At 70.5% G+C, this 16145-nt stretch carries 15 protein-coding genes; 12 read left to right on the top strand and 3 right to left on the bottom strand.

Annotated features, from left to right (window positions below):
• Window positions 1-6: 6 nt before the first annotated feature.
• Both AW272_RS10125 and AW272_RS10120 read right to left on the bottom strand, forming a co-directional pair.
• Window positions 7-909 carry a sulfotransferase family protein gene (locus tag AW272_RS10125; RefSeq protein ID WP_066363010.1) on the bottom strand — a complete coding sequence of 301 codons (903 nt, stop codon included), beginning with the start codon at window positions 907-909 and terminating at the stop codon, window positions 7-9.
• Window positions 902-1738: a family 3 encapsulin nanocompartment shell protein gene (locus AW272_RS10120; RefSeq protein ID WP_218010835.1), complete on the bottom strand. Its 837-nt coding sequence runs from the start codon at window positions 1736-1738 to the stop codon at window positions 902-904. The genes AW272_RS10125 and AW272_RS10120 overlap by 8 nt, the downstream gene beginning before the upstream one ends.
• A gap of 223 nt (window positions 1739-1961) precedes the next feature.
• Between AW272_RS10120 and lysW the strand changes: the two genes are divergently transcribed.
• From lysW to AW272_RS10085, 7 genes are all read left to right on the top strand, one after another.
• Window positions 1962-2144: a lysine biosynthesis protein LysW gene (gene lysW, locus AW272_RS10115; protein ID WP_066363009.1), complete on the top strand. Its 183-nt coding sequence runs from the start codon at window positions 1962-1964 to the stop codon at window positions 2142-2144.
• Window positions 2144-2995, top strand: coding sequence for a RimK family alpha-L-glutamate ligase (locus tag AW272_RS10110; protein ID WP_066363007.1), 852 nt, complete (start codon window positions 2144-2146; stop codon window positions 2993-2995). Before lysW ends, AW272_RS10110 begins: the two co-directional genes overlap by 1 nt.
• On the top strand, window positions 2992-4026 hold the full coding sequence (gene argC, locus AW272_RS10105) for an N-acetyl-gamma-glutamyl-phosphate reductase (protein ID WP_066363005.1): 1035 nt from the start codon (window positions 2992-2994) through the stop codon (window positions 4024-4026). The genes AW272_RS10110 and argC overlap by 4 nt, the downstream gene beginning before the upstream one ends.
• A gap of 75 nt (window positions 4027-4101) precedes the next feature.
• A complete protein-coding gene (locus AW272_RS10100; RefSeq protein ID WP_066363002.1) occupies window positions 4102-4938 on the top strand; it encodes a transketolase in 837 nt (278 codons plus the stop codon).
• Window positions 4935-5861 (top strand): transketolase family protein, encoded by a 927-nt coding sequence (locus AW272_RS10095; protein ID WP_066363000.1) that lies wholly within the window; start codon window positions 4935-4937, stop codon window positions 5859-5861. Before AW272_RS10100 ends, AW272_RS10095 begins: the two co-directional genes overlap by 4 nt.
• Window positions 5858-7333 (top strand): AMP-binding protein, encoded by a 1476-nt coding sequence (locus AW272_RS10090; protein WP_066362998.1) that lies wholly within the window; start codon window positions 5858-5860, stop codon window positions 7331-7333. Before AW272_RS10095 ends, AW272_RS10090 begins: the two co-directional genes overlap by 4 nt.
• The gene (locus tag AW272_RS10085; protein ID WP_066362997.1) at window positions 7330-8469 is read left to right on the top strand and encodes an acyl-CoA dehydrogenase family protein; all 1140 of its coding nucleotides are present in this window, start codon (window positions 7330-7332) and stop codon (window positions 8467-8469) included. Before AW272_RS10090 ends, AW272_RS10085 begins: the two co-directional genes overlap by 4 nt.
• Window positions 8470-8534: 65 nt before the next feature.
• Here AW272_RS10085 and AW272_RS10080 read toward each other — a convergent pair whose 3' ends face one another.
• On the bottom strand, window positions 8535-9092 hold the full coding sequence (locus tag AW272_RS10080; protein WP_066362993.1) for a CGNR zinc finger domain-containing protein: 558 nt from the start codon (window positions 9090-9092) through the stop codon (window positions 8535-8537).
• Between the two features lie 54 nt (window positions 9093-9146).
• On the opposite strand from AW272_RS10080, the gene AW272_RS10075 reads away from it, so the two are divergent.
• The 5 genes from AW272_RS10075 to AW272_RS10055 all read left to right on the top strand — a co-directional run bounded on the left by AW272_RS10075 (window position 9147) and on the right by AW272_RS10055 (window position 16143).
• A complete protein-coding gene (locus AW272_RS10075; RefSeq protein ID WP_066362992.1) occupies window positions 9147-10547 on the top strand; it encodes an MFS transporter in 1401 nt (466 codons plus the stop codon).
• 134 nt (window positions 10548-10681) lie between these two features.
• On the top strand, window positions 10682-11884 hold the full coding sequence (locus AW272_RS10070; protein WP_066362990.1) for an FAD-dependent monooxygenase: 1203 nt from the start codon (window positions 10682-10684) through the stop codon (window positions 11882-11884).
• Window positions 11871-12908, top strand: coding sequence for a ketoacyl-ACP synthase III family protein (locus tag AW272_RS10065; protein ID WP_066362988.1), 1038 nt, complete (start codon window positions 11871-11873; stop codon window positions 12906-12908). Before AW272_RS10070 ends, AW272_RS10065 begins: the two co-directional genes overlap by 14 nt.
• The gene (locus AW272_RS10060) at window positions 12896-13966 is read left to right on the top strand and encodes a 3-deoxy-7-phosphoheptulonate synthase (protein ID WP_066362987.1); all 1071 of its coding nucleotides are present in this window, start codon (window positions 12896-12898) and stop codon (window positions 13964-13966) included. The genes AW272_RS10065 and AW272_RS10060 overlap by 13 nt, the downstream gene beginning before the upstream one ends.
• Before the next feature lie 71 nt (window positions 13967-14037).
• Window positions 14038-16143, top strand: a complete 2106-nt coding sequence (locus AW272_RS10055; RefSeq protein ID WP_218010834.1) for a non-ribosomal peptide synthetase — start codon at window positions 14038-14040, stop codon at window positions 16141-16143.
• The last annotated feature ends 2 nt before the right edge of the window (window positions 16144-16145 follow it).

The raw sequence follows: 16145 nt of genomic DNA, 5'->3' as shown, positions 1-16145 counted from the left end.
GTCCCCTCAGGTCAGAATCGGGTAGCCGTACCTGCCCAGCAGTGGAAGCGCGGGGCCGGTGGCGGCGGCGCGGGCGTGGGCGGACAGGCCCGTGCGCCAGCGTTCGTCGGCGCGGATGCGCGCCGGACCGGCCGACAGCCGGTCGGGGTTGCCGGTGACCGTGTGGTTCACGCTCAGCACGACGTTGCCGTCCGCGTCGGCGGGCGGTTCGTCGTCGAGGCCGGCGAAGGCGAGCACCCGGGCGAGGGTGCCGCGCGGATCACGGCACAGGTCTTCATGGCGAACCCGCAGATAGCGGTCGGGGGCGGCGTGGGCGGAGAGTTCCGATGCGACGTTGAAGCCGGTCCAGAAGCCGCTGCTGCGGGCCGGGCTCATCGGGTCGATGTAGTCCTTGGCCTTCGCGTAGGAGAACGCGGTCGCGCGCGGGTCGCGCACCATGTGCAGCACCTTCACGTCGAGGTCGGCGCGGCCCAGCAGGGCGGCGGCCTCGGCCGGGAACTTCGAGCCGTCGACGATGAGACGCTCGCCGCCGTGCGCGGCGAGGGTCCGATAGACCTCGGCGGTACGGCCGACCGCTTCGGCCACTCCCGGAGCCGTCACTGTTCTTCCGGTCGACTCGGCGATCCGGTCGCGCGTGTGGCGGGTGCGCAGCAGCGCCCGCTGCTGGAGGGTCATCAGCCGCGCCTCGCCCTCTGACGAGGTGATGACCTTCGACCACAGCTCACACGCGGTGACGTCGGCGCCGCAGCCGCAGGTCGAGTTGGTGCCGGCCTTCAGGATGCCGTTCTGCCACAGGTAGTGCAGCTCGCCGACGTGCAGCACGCCGGGCAGTTCGCCCAGGACGTTGCCGAGCATCGTGCTGCCGCTGCGCAGCCAGCCGGTGATGTAGAGGACGCGGGGCTCACCCATGCCATTTCACCGCCATCAGGTGCTGCGGCAGGTGCACCGCGAGCCCGATCCGCGAGACGGCCCTGACCGCGCCGGGAACCAGCGCGATCGAGGCGACGCCCGGCATGAGCAGCGTGCAGGCGGCCCGGAAGTCACCCATGAGCAGGGTGTCCTTGGGCATCATCCGGGTCCGCGAGACGGTGATCCCGGCGTTCTGGAACCTGACCAGCAGGTCGTCGCGGACCATCTTCCAGTACGTCTCCGGGTGCGCCACCACGCCGTCGCACGATCCGCCGGTCTCCTCGATCTCCCCGGCGGCCCGGGTGACCGTGGTCGCCAGGTCGTCGTGGCTCTCGGCCGAGCGGCTGCCCGGCAGGCCGAGCAGGCCGGTGATGGCGCCGTCGGACGTGCCGTGCAGCAGGGATTCGTTCTCGACGACGGAGAGACGTACGAGAACCCGGTAGTCCACATAAGCGGCGAGCAACGCCGGATCGGCGGCGACGCCGTCGGGGAGCGGAACTTCGACGGAGAGATCGGTCAGCGGCGCTTTCATCAACCGGGGCGCGAACGCGGCCTCCGGGGTGGCGCCATAAGCGGTTCCGGCGCTCTCCAGCCGGCCCTTCACGGGTTCGTGGACGTAAGAGACCGCGCCGTCGGAGACATCCGCTGTTTTCAGCAGGTGCCGGACGGTGTAGCGCGGCCGGGACGCGAACAGCGGGAACGCGGCCGGCAGGTGCAGGTCGAACGGGACCTCACGGGCCCCGGCCGCCACCTCGGCGGCGAACCGCTCCCCCGGCGACCCTCCCTGTGACACAGGGGCCGGGGCATCTTGCAGGGCGATCGCTCGCATGAGCCCTCCTAGAGATATACGACTCCCACCGAGCCTAATTTCGCCGTTGAGAAATTTCTTCGGCCAAACAAGTAGCAGCGCTTATGCGGCGGCAATCACCTGTTTATATGACCCCCGATAAGCGCGGGAATTCACTTCGATCGGCAACCCTTATTGGCGGTTCAGCGCCGATTCTGGTTACGGTTGAAACGCCGAAATTTCCCCGACGACAAAGGGACGAGCCATGCAGAAGGTTGTGAACGCCCCCGAGTGTCCCGAGTGCGCGGCGCAGGTCTCCCTCGAATCCGACGCCCGGGTGAGCGAGATCGTCGAGTGCCTCGACTGCCGCAGCGAGCTGGAGATCGCCTCCGTCGCGCCGCCGTCCCTGACGGTCGCGCCCGAGGTCGAAGAGGACTGGGGAGAGTAATGACCACCGATGCCCGTCTCGCCGTGCTCGCGTCACGGGTGCGGTTCGAGGAGAAGCAGATCATGGCCGCGCTCGACCGGCGCGGCGTGTCGTTCGTCCACCTCGATCCCCGGTCTCTGGTCGTCACCGACGAAGCCCACTTCAACGAGAAAGTGGTGCTCAACCGGGAGATCGGCCACTACCGGGCCCTCTACGCCGCCAGTGCGCTGGAGTCGGCGGGGGCGGCGGTGCTGAACACCGCCGCCGCCACCCACGTCAGCGGCGACAAGTGGCTGACGACTTCGGCGCTCATGGCCAAGGGCCTGCCGACCCCCCGCACCGCGCTGGCCATGACGCCGGAGGCGGCCTTCGACGCCCTCGACCAGATCGGCTATCCGGCGGTCGTCAAACCGCTGGTCGGCTCGTGGGGACGGCTCGTCACCGCGATCCCCGACCGGGCCACCGCCGTGGGCATCCTCGAACACGTCGCGGCGCTGCCCTCGCCCCAGCAGCACATCATCTACGTGCAGGAACTCGTCGAGAAGGCCGACCGGGACATCCGGGTGCTGGTCGTCGGCGGCGAGGCGCTGGGCGCGACCTACCGGCGCGGTGACGAATGGCGCACCAACGTCGCCCGGGGCGCCCTCTCCATCCGGTGCGAGCTGACCAACGTCCACGCGAAACTCGCCGTGGCCGCCGCCGAGGCGGTGGGCGCCGAGATCGCCGGGGTCGACCTGCTCGAAGACGACGACGGGCGCCTGACGGTGCTGGAGGTCAACGACCGGGTCGAGTTCCGCGGGTTCCAGGAGGCCCACGAGATCGACGTCGCCGACGTCATCGCCTCCTACGCGATGGCGAGGGCCGAGGCATGATCCGTTGCGCGGTCGTGGGAGGCGCCGGCTACATCGGCGGCGAACTCCTGCGCATCCTCACCGGGCACCCCTCGGCCGAACTGACGGCCGCCACCTCGCGGCGGCTCCGCGGCCGGCTGATCGACGGCGCCCACCCCAACCTGCGGGGCCGCACCCGGCTGTCCTTCGTCTCCGAAGAGGAGCTCGACCAGGACGGCCCCTATGACGTGCTGTTCCTGGCCACCCCGCACCGCGAGACGATGCGGCGGATGCCCGAGTATCTCGGGCTGGCCGCGACCGTGATCGACCTGTCCGGCGACTTCCGGCTCAACGATCCCAAGGTCTACGCCGACTACTACGGCGTCGACCACGTGACCCCCGACCTGATCGGGAGCTTCACGACGGGCGTACCGGAACTGCACCGCGCGGAACTCCAGAAGGCCGGCCGCATCAGCGTGCCCGGGTGCATGGCCAACGCCGGCATCCTGGCGCTGACCCCGCTGGCCGAGGCCGGGCTCATCCACGGCGAGATCTCCGTGGACGCCCGCACGGGTTCCAGCGGCGCCGGCGCGACCGCCGGGGCCGAGAACCTGCACGCCGAACGCAGCGGCGCCCTGCGCGTCTTCGCGCCGACCCGGCACCGCCACGAGGCGGAGATCTCGCAGGCCACCGGCCTGCCGGTCCGCATGCGGGCCACCGGGATCGAGGCGGTGCGCGGCGTGCAGCTGGTCTGCGCGGCGGCCCTGACCGAAGGCACCGAGGAGCGCGAGATCCGCTCGGCCTACCGCGACCGCTACGCCGACGAGCACTTCGTGCGCGTGGTCGCCCATAGGCGCGGCCTGCACCGGTTCCCGGACGCCAAGATCCTCTCCGGCTCGAACTTCTGCGACGTCGGCTTCGCCCTCGACACCGGCTCGACCACGGTCACCGTGATCGCGGCCCTCGACAACCTCGTCAAGGGCGGCGCCGGAAACGCCGTGCAGTGCATGAACATCCGCCACGGCCGCCCCGAACGCGAGGGCCTGGAATTCGTCGGACTGCACCCCAACTAGGCCGCCCCCGAATTGGGCCGCCCCCGAACCAGGCCCGCGCTCAAACCCAGCCGGCACCCCCTTTAGGAGACCCGGATGACCACCACCATCGGTGCCCCGCCGGGCACGGCGGCCGAGACCGCCGCCCGGATCAGGGAGCACATCGTCAACCTGTGCGCGAGCGCGGAGGGCGGCCACCTGGGCGGCTCGATGTCGCTCGCCGAGATCCTCGCGACCCTCTACACGCGGGTGCTACGCGTCGATCCGCTGCGGCCCGCCGATCCGTCACGGGACGTGCTGCTGCTCAGCAAGGGGCACGGCGGGCTGGCCCTCTACGCCGCGCTGACCGAGGCGGGGTTCTTCCCGGCGACCCGACTCGACGAATACGCCCAGCCGGGCAGCGAGTTCATGGCCCACCCGCACGCCGAGATCCCCGGCGTCGAGATGCCCTCCGGGTCTCTCGGCCACGGGCTGGCACTGGCGGTCGGGTTCGCGCTCGGGTTCCGGCTCGACGGCACGGACCGGCGCTGTTTCGTCGTCATGGGCGACGGTGAACTCCAGGAGGGGTCCGTCTGGGAGGCCGCCTCGGTGGCCGCCGCCCAGCGACTCGACGGCATCGTCGCCGTCGTCGACCGGAACCGGCTCCAGATCACCGGCGCGACCGAGACGATCGACGCCCTCGAACCTCTGGCCGATCGCTGGTCGGCCTTCGGTTGGTCCGTACGAGAGGTCGACGGCCACTCAATAGAAGAACTCGAGACCGCGCTGAGCGAGCCCCCGGTACCGGGCAAACCGACGGTCGTGATCGCCCACACCGTGAAGGGCAAGGGCATCCCGTTCGTCGAGGACCAGCCCCGCAGCCACTACGCCAAGCTCGGCGAACGCCAGCACGCCAAGGCCCTCGCCGCACTGCGAAAGGGGGCCGGCTCATGACCGCGTCATCTCGTGAGGTCTATCGGGAAGCCGTCCTGGAACTGCTTCCCCAGGACGAGCGGCTCGTCTGCCTCGACTCCGACACCGGGCTCTTCGACAAGACCGCCTTCCCCGAGCGCTACGTGAACCTCGGCATCGCCGAGCACACGCTGATGGGCGCGGCCGCCGGCCTCGCCAAGTCGGGCCGGATGCCGCTGGTCAACACCATGGCGGCGTTCGCGTCGTCGCGCGCCAACGAGGCCGTGAAGATCGACATCGCCCTCAACAACCTGCCGGTGCGGATCGCCGCGACCCATTCGGGCGTCTCCGCCGGGCACCTCGGCCCGACCCACCACGCGCTGGAAGACCTGGCCGTGATGCGGACCCTGCCCAACATGACCGTGGTCGTGCCGGCCGACGGCCCGCAGACCGGGACCCTGTTCCGGCAGTCGCTCCGCGTCGACGGCCCGGTCTACCTGCGGCTCGGCCGCAACGCGACCCCCGAGCTCCCCGACGCCCCGCCGGTCGAGCTCGGCCGGGCCCAGGTGCTCAGAGACGGTACCGACGTGACGCTGGCGGCCTGCGGGCCGTACCCGGTGATCGCCGCCCTCGACGCCGCCGACGCCCTCGAAGAGGAGGGCATCAGCGCGTCGGTGCTCAACGTCCACACCGTCAAGCCCCTGGACGTCGCCACGATCGCCGCCCACGCCCAGCGCTCCGGCGTGGTCGTCACCGTCGAGGAGCACTGGCGGAACGCCGGATTCGGATCCGCCGTGGCCGAATCGCTCGCCGAGATCACCCCGAGCCTGGTGCTCCGGGTTGCGATGCCGGACGCGTTCGTCCCCGTCTCCGGCGGGCAGCGGTATCTCGCCGAGCGCGGTGGCGTCACCTCAGCCGCGGTCGCGGCGAAAGTCCGCACAGCCCTCCGGAGGGACCTGCGATGACCCGCGACGTGACCATCCTCGACGACCTCCGGGGCCACCCGGCGGGCAAACTCGCCCTGGTCTGCCATCAGGACGACACGGCCGTCGAACTCACTTACGGCGACCTGCTCGACCGCGTCGACCGCACGGCCACCCTGCTGCACCGCCTCGGTGTGACGAAGGGCCAGGTCGTGACGTTGCAGCTGCCCAACTCGTGGCAGCTCGTCGCGTTGATCCTGGCGTGCTACCGGATCGGGGCGATCCCCGGTCCCATCGTGCCGATCATGCGGCGGCGTGAGGTCCAGTTCATGCTGAACCTGACCGAGAGCCCCGTCTACATCGCGCGGGAGGAGTTCCGCGGGTTCTCGTACCGGGAAATGATCGCCTCCGTGGACGCGCCCCACCTGCGCCACACCCTCTTCATCGAGGAACTGTCCCTTCCGGAGACCGACCTCGCGGGAGTCACCGAGTCGGGTCCCGACGACCCCGCGCAGGTGGCGTTCACCTCCGGGACGACCGGGGAGCCGAAGGGCGTCGTCCACAGCCACAACACCCTCTACGCGATGAACCGGGCGCAGGCCGACGTCCTCCACCTGACCGCCGACGTCGTCACGGCCATGGGGTCGCCGACGACCCACCAGGCCGGCTTCACCTGGAACCTGATCATGCCGCTGCTGCTCGGCGGCACCGCGATCCACGTCGAGTCGTGGGACGCCGGGCGGATGCTCGACATCCTCCAGGAGAGCCGGGTGACCTTCTTCATGGGCGCCCCGACCTTCCTGTCCGACCTCATCGAGACCCAGGCCGAAGATCCCCGAGATCTGTCCGCGCTGGAGACCTTCGCGACCGGCAGCGCGCCCATCGCGCCCTACCTGGTCGAACGCTCCCGCGACGTGCTCGGCTGCCGTCTCTACGCCCTGTGGGGCATGACGGAAAACGGCTGCGTCACCATCACCCGGCCGGAGGACCCGCCGATGCGGGCCGCCGAGAGCGACGGGACGGCCGTGCCCGGCATGGAGGTGCGGATCGCCGCGGACGGCAGGCTCCAGGTGCGCGGCGCGTCGCAGTGCCTCGGCTACTTCCGGCGCGACCACGTCTACCAGGCGTGCCTCACCGTCGACGGCTGGTTCGACACCGGCGATCTGGCGCGTGACGACGGGTACGGCGGGATCCGGATCATCGGCCGGGTGAAGGACGTCATCATGCGCGGCGCCGAGAACATCCCGGTCGTCGAGGTCGAGAACGCCCTGCTCCGGCACTCCTCCATCAGCGACGTCGCGGTCGTCGGCTACCCCGACGCGCGGCTCGGCGAGCGGGCCTGCGCGGTGATGGTCGCGTCGAAGACGCTCAGCCTCGACGACCTGCGGGTTCATCTGGCCGGGCTCGGGATGGCCAAGCAGTACTGGCCGGAACGGCTGGAGATCGTCGGGTCGTTGCCGCGCACGCCGTCCGGAAAGATCCAGAAATTCGCCCTGCGAGAGGGGCTGCGATGAACACCGACTTCACACCCCAGCAGGAGACGCTGGCCAAACGGGTCCGCGAGTTCGCCGCCGACCGCATCGCGCCCTTCCGGGCCGAGAGCGACCGGCGGGGCGAATATCGTCCGGGCCTGCTCACCGAGATGGCGGCCGAGGGTCTCTTCTCGATCCGTGTCCCCGAGGAGTTCGGCGGCCAGGGGCTCGACGCGGTCAGCGCCGGCATCGTCCTCGAAGAGCTCGCGGCGGCCGACCTGTCGGTCTGCTATCCCGTGCTCAACGCGGCACTGGTCGGCGGCGTGCTGGCCGCGAACGGAACCCCGTCGCAGCTGGCCCGCTGGCTTCCCGGGATCGCCTCCGGTACGTCCATCGTCGCCCTCGGCCTCACCGAGTCCGGCCACGGGACAGACGCGGCGGCCATCGAGGCCACCGCCGAACACGATCGCGACGGCTGGCGGCTGACCGGCGAGAAGACCTCCATCATGGCCACCGCCTACGCCACCCACGGCCTCCTGTTCGCCCGCACCGGCGAGTCCGGCGCGCGCGGGATCAGCGCCTTCTACACCCCGATGCACGGCGTGCGCCGGGAACTGCACTCCGACCTGGGCTGCCGGTCCGGCGGTCGCGGCCGGTTCACCCTCGACGGCCTGCGGGTCGCCGACGAGGACCTGGTCGGCCGGCCCGGCGCCGGATTCGTGGAGGTCATGCGCGGCTTCGGGGTGTCCCGGGCGCTGATCTCGCTGATGGCCATCGCCGTCGGCAAGGCCGCCCTGGACGAGGCCATCGCCTACGCCGGACTGCGGGAGGCCTTCGGGCAGCCGATCGGCAGGTTCCAGTCGGTCGCGTTCCCACTGGTCGAGCACGCGACGATGCTGCACGCGGCCCGCCTGGTCTCCTATGAGGCCCTGGCCGCCGCCGACGCCGGACGCGACCCGCGCCTGCCCGCGAACATGGCCAAGTGGTGGGCCCCGAAGGCCGCCATGGAGGCCGTCCACCAGTCGCTCCTCACGATGGGCCACGTCGGCTGGTCGGAGGACGGCCCGGTGGCCCAGCGGTTCAGAGACGTCATCGGCCTGCAGTTGGCCGACGGCACCGCCGCGGCGACGAAGCTCGTGGTCGCCCGTCAGCTCCTCGGACGGGAGGCCGCACCATGATCTCGACGGCTCTCGTATCGAGAGGTGGTGCCGTGACCTCGACGGTCGCGTCGAAGCCTCGCCGGTCAGCTCTCCACGCGGCCGACTGCTCCACTGCGGTAGGTCCGCATCTTCGCTCGGGTGCCGCACACGGCCATCGAGCACCAGCGGCTGCCCCGGTTGCGGGAGCGGTCGTAGAAGGCCCATTCACATCGATGCTCGTGGCAGGCCTTCAGCCGGGACCACGAACCATCGGCGACCGCTCCGGCCACAGCGGCCAAGACGGTCGCGAAGACCCCTCTCAGATCCACCATCGCCGGGCGCAGGCTCAAGGTCTGGCCCGACAGCACCAGCGGGCAGTCGCGGGCGACGTGGTCGATGGTCAGCCGCGCCTCCCGATCGGGGGCGGAGCCGTTGTTCTCCCGCAGGACGGCACGCAGCGCCTCCCGCAGAGTGACGGCATCGCGCCGGTCGAGCTCGCCGACTCCTTCCACGGCGAACCCGTTGCGGCCGAGCCAGCGCCCGACCCCCTCGGTCGTCGCGAACTCGTCGGGCCCGAACTCCACATTGACGCTGTTCACGAACGACTGAACCAGCGCCAGCGGCCCCGGCGCGATCTCCCTGTCTCCCGGCTGACCTTTCATACTTACCAGTAAACGGATTTCACTGGTAACAATCAAGCAAGAGGAGGAAAGACCATGTTCCAGGAGAACCGGAAGCCGGCCCTGGCATTGCTGTGTATGGCCCAGTTCGTGCTGGTTCTGGACTTTGCGATCGTCAACGTCGCATTGCCCTCCATTCAGCAGGATCTAGGTTTCACCGACAGCGCCCTGCAGTGGGTCGTCGGCGCGTACGCGTTGTTCTTCGGCGGGTTCCTGCTGATCGGCGGGCGGCTCGGCGACATCGTGGGACGCAAGAGGATGTTCGTGGGCGGCCTGGTCGTCTTCACGGCCGCCTCATTAGTGGGTGGGATCGCGACCGAGCCGATCATGCTCATCGTGGCCCGCGCCCTGCAGGGCCTGTCGGCGGCGGCGGTCTCGCCGGCCGTGCTGGCGCTGATCGCGGCGGGCTACCCCGAGGGCAAAGAGCGCGCGAAGGCCATGGGCATCTTCGGCGCGGTCGCCTCGGCCGGGTTCACCGGCGGTGTGCTCTTCGGCGGCATCCTGACCGAGCTGTTCGGCTGGCGGGCGGTCATGTTCGTGAACGTCCCCGTCGGCGTCGCGCTGGTGCTTCGGGCGATCAAGCGCCTGGACGCCGACCACGTCACCGGCCACGGCCGGAAGATCGACATCCCCGGCGCGATCCTGGTCACGGCCGGGATGTGCGCGCTGACCTACGCCCTCACCACCGCCACCGACCACGGCTGGTCGGCGCCCGGCGTCATCTACCCGCTGGCCGGGGCCGTGGTGCTGCTCATCGCGTTCTTCGTCCTCCAGACGAAGTCGGCCAACCCGCTGGTGCCGCTCTCCATCTTCAAGATCCGCGGCGTCGTCGCGGGTGACTCGATCGCGTTCCTGTCGGGCGGCGTCATGTCGATCTCGACCTACTTCCTGACCCTCTACATGCAGCACGGCCTCGGCTACTCCGCCATCCAGACGGGCATCGCGTTCTTCCCGCAGGCCGTCGTCACCATCCTGGCCGCGAAGTTCGTGGCCGACCTGACCGGCCGCATCGGGCCCCGGCCCGTGCTCATCGGCGGCGCCGCCTTCCTGACCGCCGGTTCCGCCTGGCTGCTCACGATCCCCGTGGGCGGGAGCTACTGGCTGCACGTGCTGCCCGGCGGCGTCCTGATCGGGCTCGGCGTGACGGTCATGATGATCTCCACCGCGGTGGCCGCCACGACCGGGGTCGACGGGCCCCGGATGGGCCTGGCCAGCGGTCTGTACAACTCGCTGCGCCAGCTCGGGGTCGGGCTGCTGCTGGCCATCGCCGTGACGGCGGCGGTGCCCAGCACCGACCCGCAGAACATCGGCAGCTACCACGTCGCGTTCGGGATCAGCACGGTCCTGTCGGTGCTGATCGCGCTGATCGCGGCGGCGGTCCTGCCGGCGCGCAAGACCGAGACGCCGGTCGCCGAACCGGAGAAGGTCAACGCCTGAGAAAACTCCGAAAAGGCCGGTCTCCGCATAAGGAGGCCGGCCTTTTATTTACATAAGGAGCCCTAATCACCGTGCCATTGTTTGCCTGTGGTTACCGCCATAGCGTTGTAAGCGGTAACAGCGAAAGGACGGACATGGCGAACACACTGATCGCCGGCGGCGGGATCGGCGGCCTGGCGGCCGCTCTCTCGATCGCCCGAGAAGGCAATCGCGTGACCGTGCTCGAACGCGGTGACCGGTTCGCCGAACTCGGCGCCGGGATCCAGCTCGCGCCCAACGCGTTCCGCGCCCTCGATCTGCTGGGCGTCGGCGACCAGGTGCGCGAGCGCGCGGTCTTCATCGACGAACTGCGCTTCATGGACGGCACCACCGGCCACCGCGTCGCCGGGCTGCCCCTCACGGGGACCTACCGGGAACGCTTCGGCAACCCCTACGCCGTCGTCGCCCGGGGCGACCTCTACCAGCCGTTGCTGGACGCCTGCCGCGCCGACAGCCGGATCGAGCTGCTGCCGGGCCAGGCCGTCACCGGCTACGAACTGTCGCAGGACCATGGCGTCACCGGCTGCGGACAGGCCCCCGGCAAGGTCCTCGCCCTGACGGAAGACGGCCCCTTCGAGGCCGACTTCCTGATCGGTGCCGATGGCATCCGCTCCGCGGTCAGGGCGCGGATGGTCGGTGATGGGAGACCGCGCGTCTCCGGTCACACGATCTACCGGTCGGTCATCCCGATGGACCGGGTCCCCGAAGAGCTGCGGTGGAACGTCGTCACCCTGTGGGCCGGGCCCAAGTGGCACTTCGTGCACTATCCGATCGGCGGGGGCGCGTTCCTCAATCTGGCCGCCACCCGCGACGACGGAGCCACCCGGGAGGTCGCGGGGGAACCGGTCGCGCGAGACCACGTACAGAACGAGTTTCCCGATCTGAGCGACACCGCCCGAGCTCTGCTCGCGCTCGGCGACGAGTGGCGGACCTGGGTCCTCTGCGACCGCGATCCGGTGAACACCTGGACCGATGGCCGCGTGGCCCTGCTGGGCGACGCGGCGCATCCGATGCTTCAGTACGCCGCCCAGGGCGCCTGCACGGCTCTCGAGGACGCGGTCGTGCTCGGCGGGGTCTTCCCCGACCTCGACACCTACGCCGAGCTGCGGCGGGAGCGCACCGCGAAGGCGACGCGCGCCGCCCGGTGGCTCGGCGAGCAGCTCTACCACCCCGCGGGCGACGCCGCCCGGAACCGGAACTCCATGCTGGCCGGGCTGTCCGAACAGGACCTGCACGACCACGTGGCCTGGTTACACGCCTACAACACAGAGAGGATCCCGAGCGATGCGGTTCGATGACATATGGGTCGCCGGAACCGGCGGCACGCTCGGCGAACGGGTCCCGGTCGAGCGGGCCGTCGCCTGTGGCGACTACTCCGCCGACGCCGCGAAGAGCACCGGGCAGGTCTCGGTCTCCATGTCGCGGCAGGCCCCGCCCGAGATGGCGGTCTCCGCCGGGCGCCGCGCGATCAAGTCGGCCGAGGACGGCGGCGCCGTGCTCGACCCCGACACCTTCTACCTGCACAGCCACAGCCACTTCCAGGGCGTCGACATGTGGCCGGCCGCCTGCTGGATCGCCGGGGAACTCCTCGGCACCGATCTGCGCGGCATGCCGATGTCGGTCCAGGCGGCCTCCAACGGGTCGCTGGGCAGCCTGGAGATCGCGGCGAACATGCTCACCGCCCGGCCCGAGGTCCCCTCGGCGCTGATCACCGTCGCCGACCGGTTCGCGCCGCCCGCCGACCGGTGGTACCTGTCGCCCGGCATGGTGTTCGGGGACGGCGCGGCGGCGGCCGTACTGACCAGAAGCAGCGGGCGGCTCCGGCTCCGCAGCCTGGTGTCGGAGACCGACGCCACGCTCGAGGGTCTGTCGCGGGGGGACGAACCATTCCGCTCCGCGCCCCAGCCGGGAGCCGACATGCGGAACCGGACCCGGTCGTTCCTGGCCCACAGCGGCCTGTCGCTGAAGGACGTGCGGCGGCGCTCGGCCGACCGGACCCACAGCGTGGTCACCCGGGCGCTCGACGACGCCGGCAAGAGCCTCGATGAGATCGACTGGTTCGTCGCGCCCTTCGTCGGGCGGGCCCTCTACCAGGACAGCTTCATCCGGCCGTTCGACGGCTTCACGCCGAGGAACACGCTGCTGGAGCTGGGCCTGTCCACCGGCCATCTCGGCCCGGCCGACGGGCTCTATGCGCTGCACCACCTGATCCGCGACGACCTGATCGCGCCCGGGGCCTCGGTGCTGGTGCTCGGCACCGGCATGGGCTTCACCTTCTCCGCAGCAGTGCTTACCAGGGAGGACACGCAATGCGTCCGGTGAACCCCCGCATCGCCGCGGTCGAGCCGCTGCTCACCCCGGCCGAACTGCGCGCCACCGTCCCGGTGAGCGATCTGGCCACCCAGACCCTGCTCAGCAGCCGGCACGAGATCTCCCGGGTGCTCGACGGCACCGACGACCGGCTGCTGGTCGTCACGGGCCCGTGCTCGGTGCACGACGCCGACGCCTGCCTGACCTACGCCGAGCGCCTCGCCCACCTGGCCGAGGAGGTCTCCGACACGCTGCTGCTGGTCATGCGGGTGTACGTGGAGAAGCCGCGCACCCGGCTGGGCTGGAAGGGCCTGGTCAGCGACCCGCACCTGAACGGCTCCCACGACGTCAACGAGGGCCTGCGCCTGTCGCGCGAGCTGCTGACGAAGGTGCTGGAGCTCGGCCTGCCCACGGGTTGCGAGTTTCTCGACCCGACCGTGGCCCGCTACCTGTCCGACCTGGTCAGCTGGGGCGCGATCGGCGCCAGGACCGTGCAGAGCCAGACGCACCGGGCGCTGACGAGTGGCCTGGAGATGCCGGTCGGCATGAAGAACACGACCACCGGCGCGGTCGGCGACGCCATCGACGCGATCGTCTGCGCCTCCCAGGGCCACGTGTTCCCCGGCATCGACGACGACGGCCTGGCCTCGGTCATCGAGACCAGCGGCAACCCCGACTGCCACATCGTGCTGCGCGGCGGCGCGGAAGGCCCGAACTACGGCCCGCTCGACGTCGCCAGGACCCTCGACGCCCTCGGCGGCGCGGGCCTGCCGAAACGGCTCGTCATCGACGCCAGTCACGGCAACAGCGGCAAGGACCACGAACGCCAGCCCGTCGTCGTCGCCGAGGTCGCCCGCCGCATCGCCGCGGGTGAGGGCGGCATCGCCGGTCTGATGGTCGAGAGCTTCCTGGCCTCGGGGCGGCAGGACCTCGTCCTGGGCGAGACCGAGCAGCTGACCTTCGGCCAGAGCGTGACCGACGCCTGCGTCGGCTGGGACCGCACGACCCGCATGGTCGCCCAGCTCGCCGACGCCGTCACCGCCGGCCGCGCCGCCAATGTCGCCGCCTGAAGCGAGACGCTGACGGCCGAAGGCCGGCAGTGGCTCGCGCTGTGAACCTGCCCAATAGACAGGACATGATCATGGAATCCACCCTTCCCCTGGCCCGTCCCGGCGGGGACCCGGCCGTCACGCACGAGCGCCCGGTCGAGGCGTCCGGCAGCGCCCTGGTGGCCCTGCTGCACCGCTACACCGGTGAGACCGAGATCGCGGGATCGCACGTCACCGGCGACATGACCATCGACGAGATCGTCGCGGAACTGCCCATCACGATCGGCCCGCTGTCGTTCGACGGCACCGTCCTTCGGATGAAGGGCGCAGAGTTCGACGCCGACGCCGCCGACCAGTACGCCACCCACCTCGGCCGCTGCACCGACCCGTCGGCGAAGGTCCGGGACGTCGAGATCCTCACCCCCGAAGAGACCGAGCGCATGCTGGTCGCCTGGAACCAGACCGACGAATCGGTGCCGGCGCCCTACTTCCACGAGCGCGTCGCCGAGATCGCCCAGGCCACCCCGCACGCCCCGGCGATCGTCTGGCCGGGCGGCACGATGACCTTCCGGGAGCTCGACGACGACGCCAACCGCCTCGCCCACCGCTTGAAGAAGCTGGGCGTGCGGCGCGGCGACCGCGTCGGGACCTGCTTCCCGCGCGGACCGGAGAGCCTGATCGCCCAGCTCGCCTGCTTCAAGGTCGGCGCCGCCGCGATCCTGCTCGACCCCGACTTCCCCGCCGACCGCGTCCAGTTCATGATCGTGGACGGCGAGGCGAAGCTGACCCTGACCATGAACGCCCACCGAGAGGTGGTCACGGGCAACGTGGTCACCCTCGACGGCGACGACTGGTGGCTGGAGGCCCCCACCCCGATCAACTCGATCGTCGGCTCCAACGACCTGATCCACATCTGCTACACCAGCGGGTCGACCGGCAAGCCGAAGGCCGTCATGGTCCGCCACGGCGCGGCCCGGAACCTCATCTACTCCATGCGCACGATCTGCGGCATCGAGGCGGAATCGCGCGGAACGTGGCTGGCCGCGCCCGGCTACGGCATGGTCGAGGTCGAGTGCTTCTCGGTGCTGGCCGCCGGAGCGCCCGTCCACATCCCCGAGCCGTCGGTCGTCACGTCGCCCGAATGGCTGCGCGACTGGCTGGTCGAGAGCGAGATCACGCACACCCTGCTCATGAAGGCCATGTGCGAGCGGTTGTGGCCGCTCGACTGGCCCGCCGAGACGGCTCTGGAGAACATCCGCATCTGCGGCGAGCGCGTCCAGTCGTGGCCGCTCGATCTCCCCTTCCACGTCTTCAACCTGTACGGCTCCGCCGAGGCCACCGTCGTCTCGACCTGCGACATCACCGAACTGGGCCAGAAGCTCGGCGAACGCGAGCGGGCCAGGCGCCTGCCGCCCATCGGCCGGCCCACCCCGAACGTGCGGACCTACGTCCTGGACGAGCGGCTCAAGCCCGTCCCGCCCGGTGTCGTCGGCGAACTGTGCGTCGCCGGGGAGAGCCTGTCGTCCGGCTACCTCAACCGCCCCGAGGCGACCGCGGAGAAGTGGGTCAAGCACGAGCTCGGCACCCTCTACCGGACCGGTGACCTGGCCCGGTTCTGGACCGACGGCAGCATTGAGATCGTCGGCCGGACCGACAACCAGGTCAAGGTGCGCGGCAACAGGGTGCACCTCGGCGAGATCGAGGTCGTCATCGCGGCCCAGCAAGGGGTGCGTCAGGCGGCGGTCCTGGCCAAGAAGGACACGGACGGGGACACCCGGCTGGTCGCCTACATCGAGGGCGAGCCCACGATCCGCGACCTGCGACGGACCCTCTCGAAACTGCTCCCCTCGTTCATGGTCCCCTCGGCCTACGTCGTCGGGCAGTTCCCGCTGACGACCAACGGGAAGATCGACCGCACCGCGCTGCCCGAGCCGCCCAAGGAGCGCCCCGACGTCGACAGCCCCTACGAGGAGCCGCGCACCGACGTCGAGTTCGCCCTGCGCGACCTGTGGGCGAGCACCCTCGACCTCGACGGCATCGGGGTCCGGGACAACTTCTTCGACCTGGGCGGCGACTCGATGCGGGCCGCCGCGCTGACCGACCGGATCAGGTCGCGGTTCTCCGTGGACGCCGACATCGACGACCTCTTCGACGACCCGACGATCGAGCGCATGGCCGTGGCCATCGCCGCGAAATGAGG

The sequence above is a fragment of the Herbidospora mongoliensis genome, assembly GCF_001570545.1.
Lineage (GTDB): Bacteria > Actinomycetota > Actinomycetes > Streptosporangiales > Streptosporangiaceae > Herbidospora > Herbidospora mongoliensis.
Note: the sequence above shows the minus strand (reverse complement) of the source record. Positions and strands in the feature narration are given on the sequence as shown.

Bases quoted from the DNA above. Each gene is read 5' to 3' on its own strand.
- AW272_RS10125 (WP_066363010.1), bottom strand. From the start codon at position 909: ATGGGTGAGCCCCGCGTCCTCTACATCACCGGCTGGCTGCGCAGCGGC.
- AW272_RS10120 (WP_218010835.1), bottom strand. From the start codon at position 1,738: ATGCGAGCGATCGCCCTGCAAGATGCCCCGGCCCCTGTGTCACAGGGA.
- lysW (WP_066363009.1), top strand. From the start codon at position 1,962: ATGCAGAAGGTTGTGAACGCCCCCGAGTGTCCCGAGTGCGCGGCGCAG.
- AW272_RS10110 (WP_066363007.1), top strand. From the start codon at position 2,144: ATGACCACCGATGCCCGTCTCGCCGTGCTCGCGTCACGGGTGCGGTTC.
- argC (WP_066363005.1), top strand. From the start codon at position 2,992: ATGATCCGTTGCGCGGTCGTGGGAGGCGCCGGCTACATCGGCGGCGAA.
- AW272_RS10100 (WP_066363002.1), top strand. From the start codon at position 4,102: ATGACCACCACCATCGGTGCCCCGCCGGGCACGGCGGCCGAGACCGCC.
- AW272_RS10095 (WP_066363000.1), top strand. From the start codon at position 4,935: ATGACCGCGTCATCTCGTGAGGTCTATCGGGAAGCCGTCCTGGAACTG.
- AW272_RS10090 (WP_066362998.1), top strand. From the start codon at position 5,858: ATGACCCGCGACGTGACCATCCTCGACGACCTCCGGGGCCACCCGGCG.
- AW272_RS10085 (WP_066362997.1), top strand. From the start codon at position 7,330: ATGAACACCGACTTCACACCCCAGCAGGAGACGCTGGCCAAACGGGTC.
- AW272_RS10080 (WP_066362993.1), bottom strand. From the start codon at position 9,092: ATGAAAGGTCAGCCGGGAGACAGGGAGATCGCGCCGGGGCCGCTGGCG.
- AW272_RS10075 (WP_066362992.1), top strand. From the start codon at position 9,147: ATGTTCCAGGAGAACCGGAAGCCGGCCCTGGCATTGCTGTGTATGGCC.
- AW272_RS10070 (WP_066362990.1), top strand. From the start codon at position 10,682: ATGGCGAACACACTGATCGCCGGCGGCGGGATCGGCGGCCTGGCGGCC.
- AW272_RS10065 (WP_066362988.1), top strand. From the start codon at position 11,871: ATGCGGTTCGATGACATATGGGTCGCCGGAACCGGCGGCACGCTCGGC.
- AW272_RS10060 (WP_066362987.1), top strand. From the start codon at position 12,896: ATGCGTCCGGTGAACCCCCGCATCGCCGCGGTCGAGCCGCTGCTCACC.
- AW272_RS10055 (WP_218010834.1), top strand. From the start codon at position 14,038: ATGGAATCCACCCTTCCCCTGGCCCGTCCCGGCGGGGACCCGGCCGTC.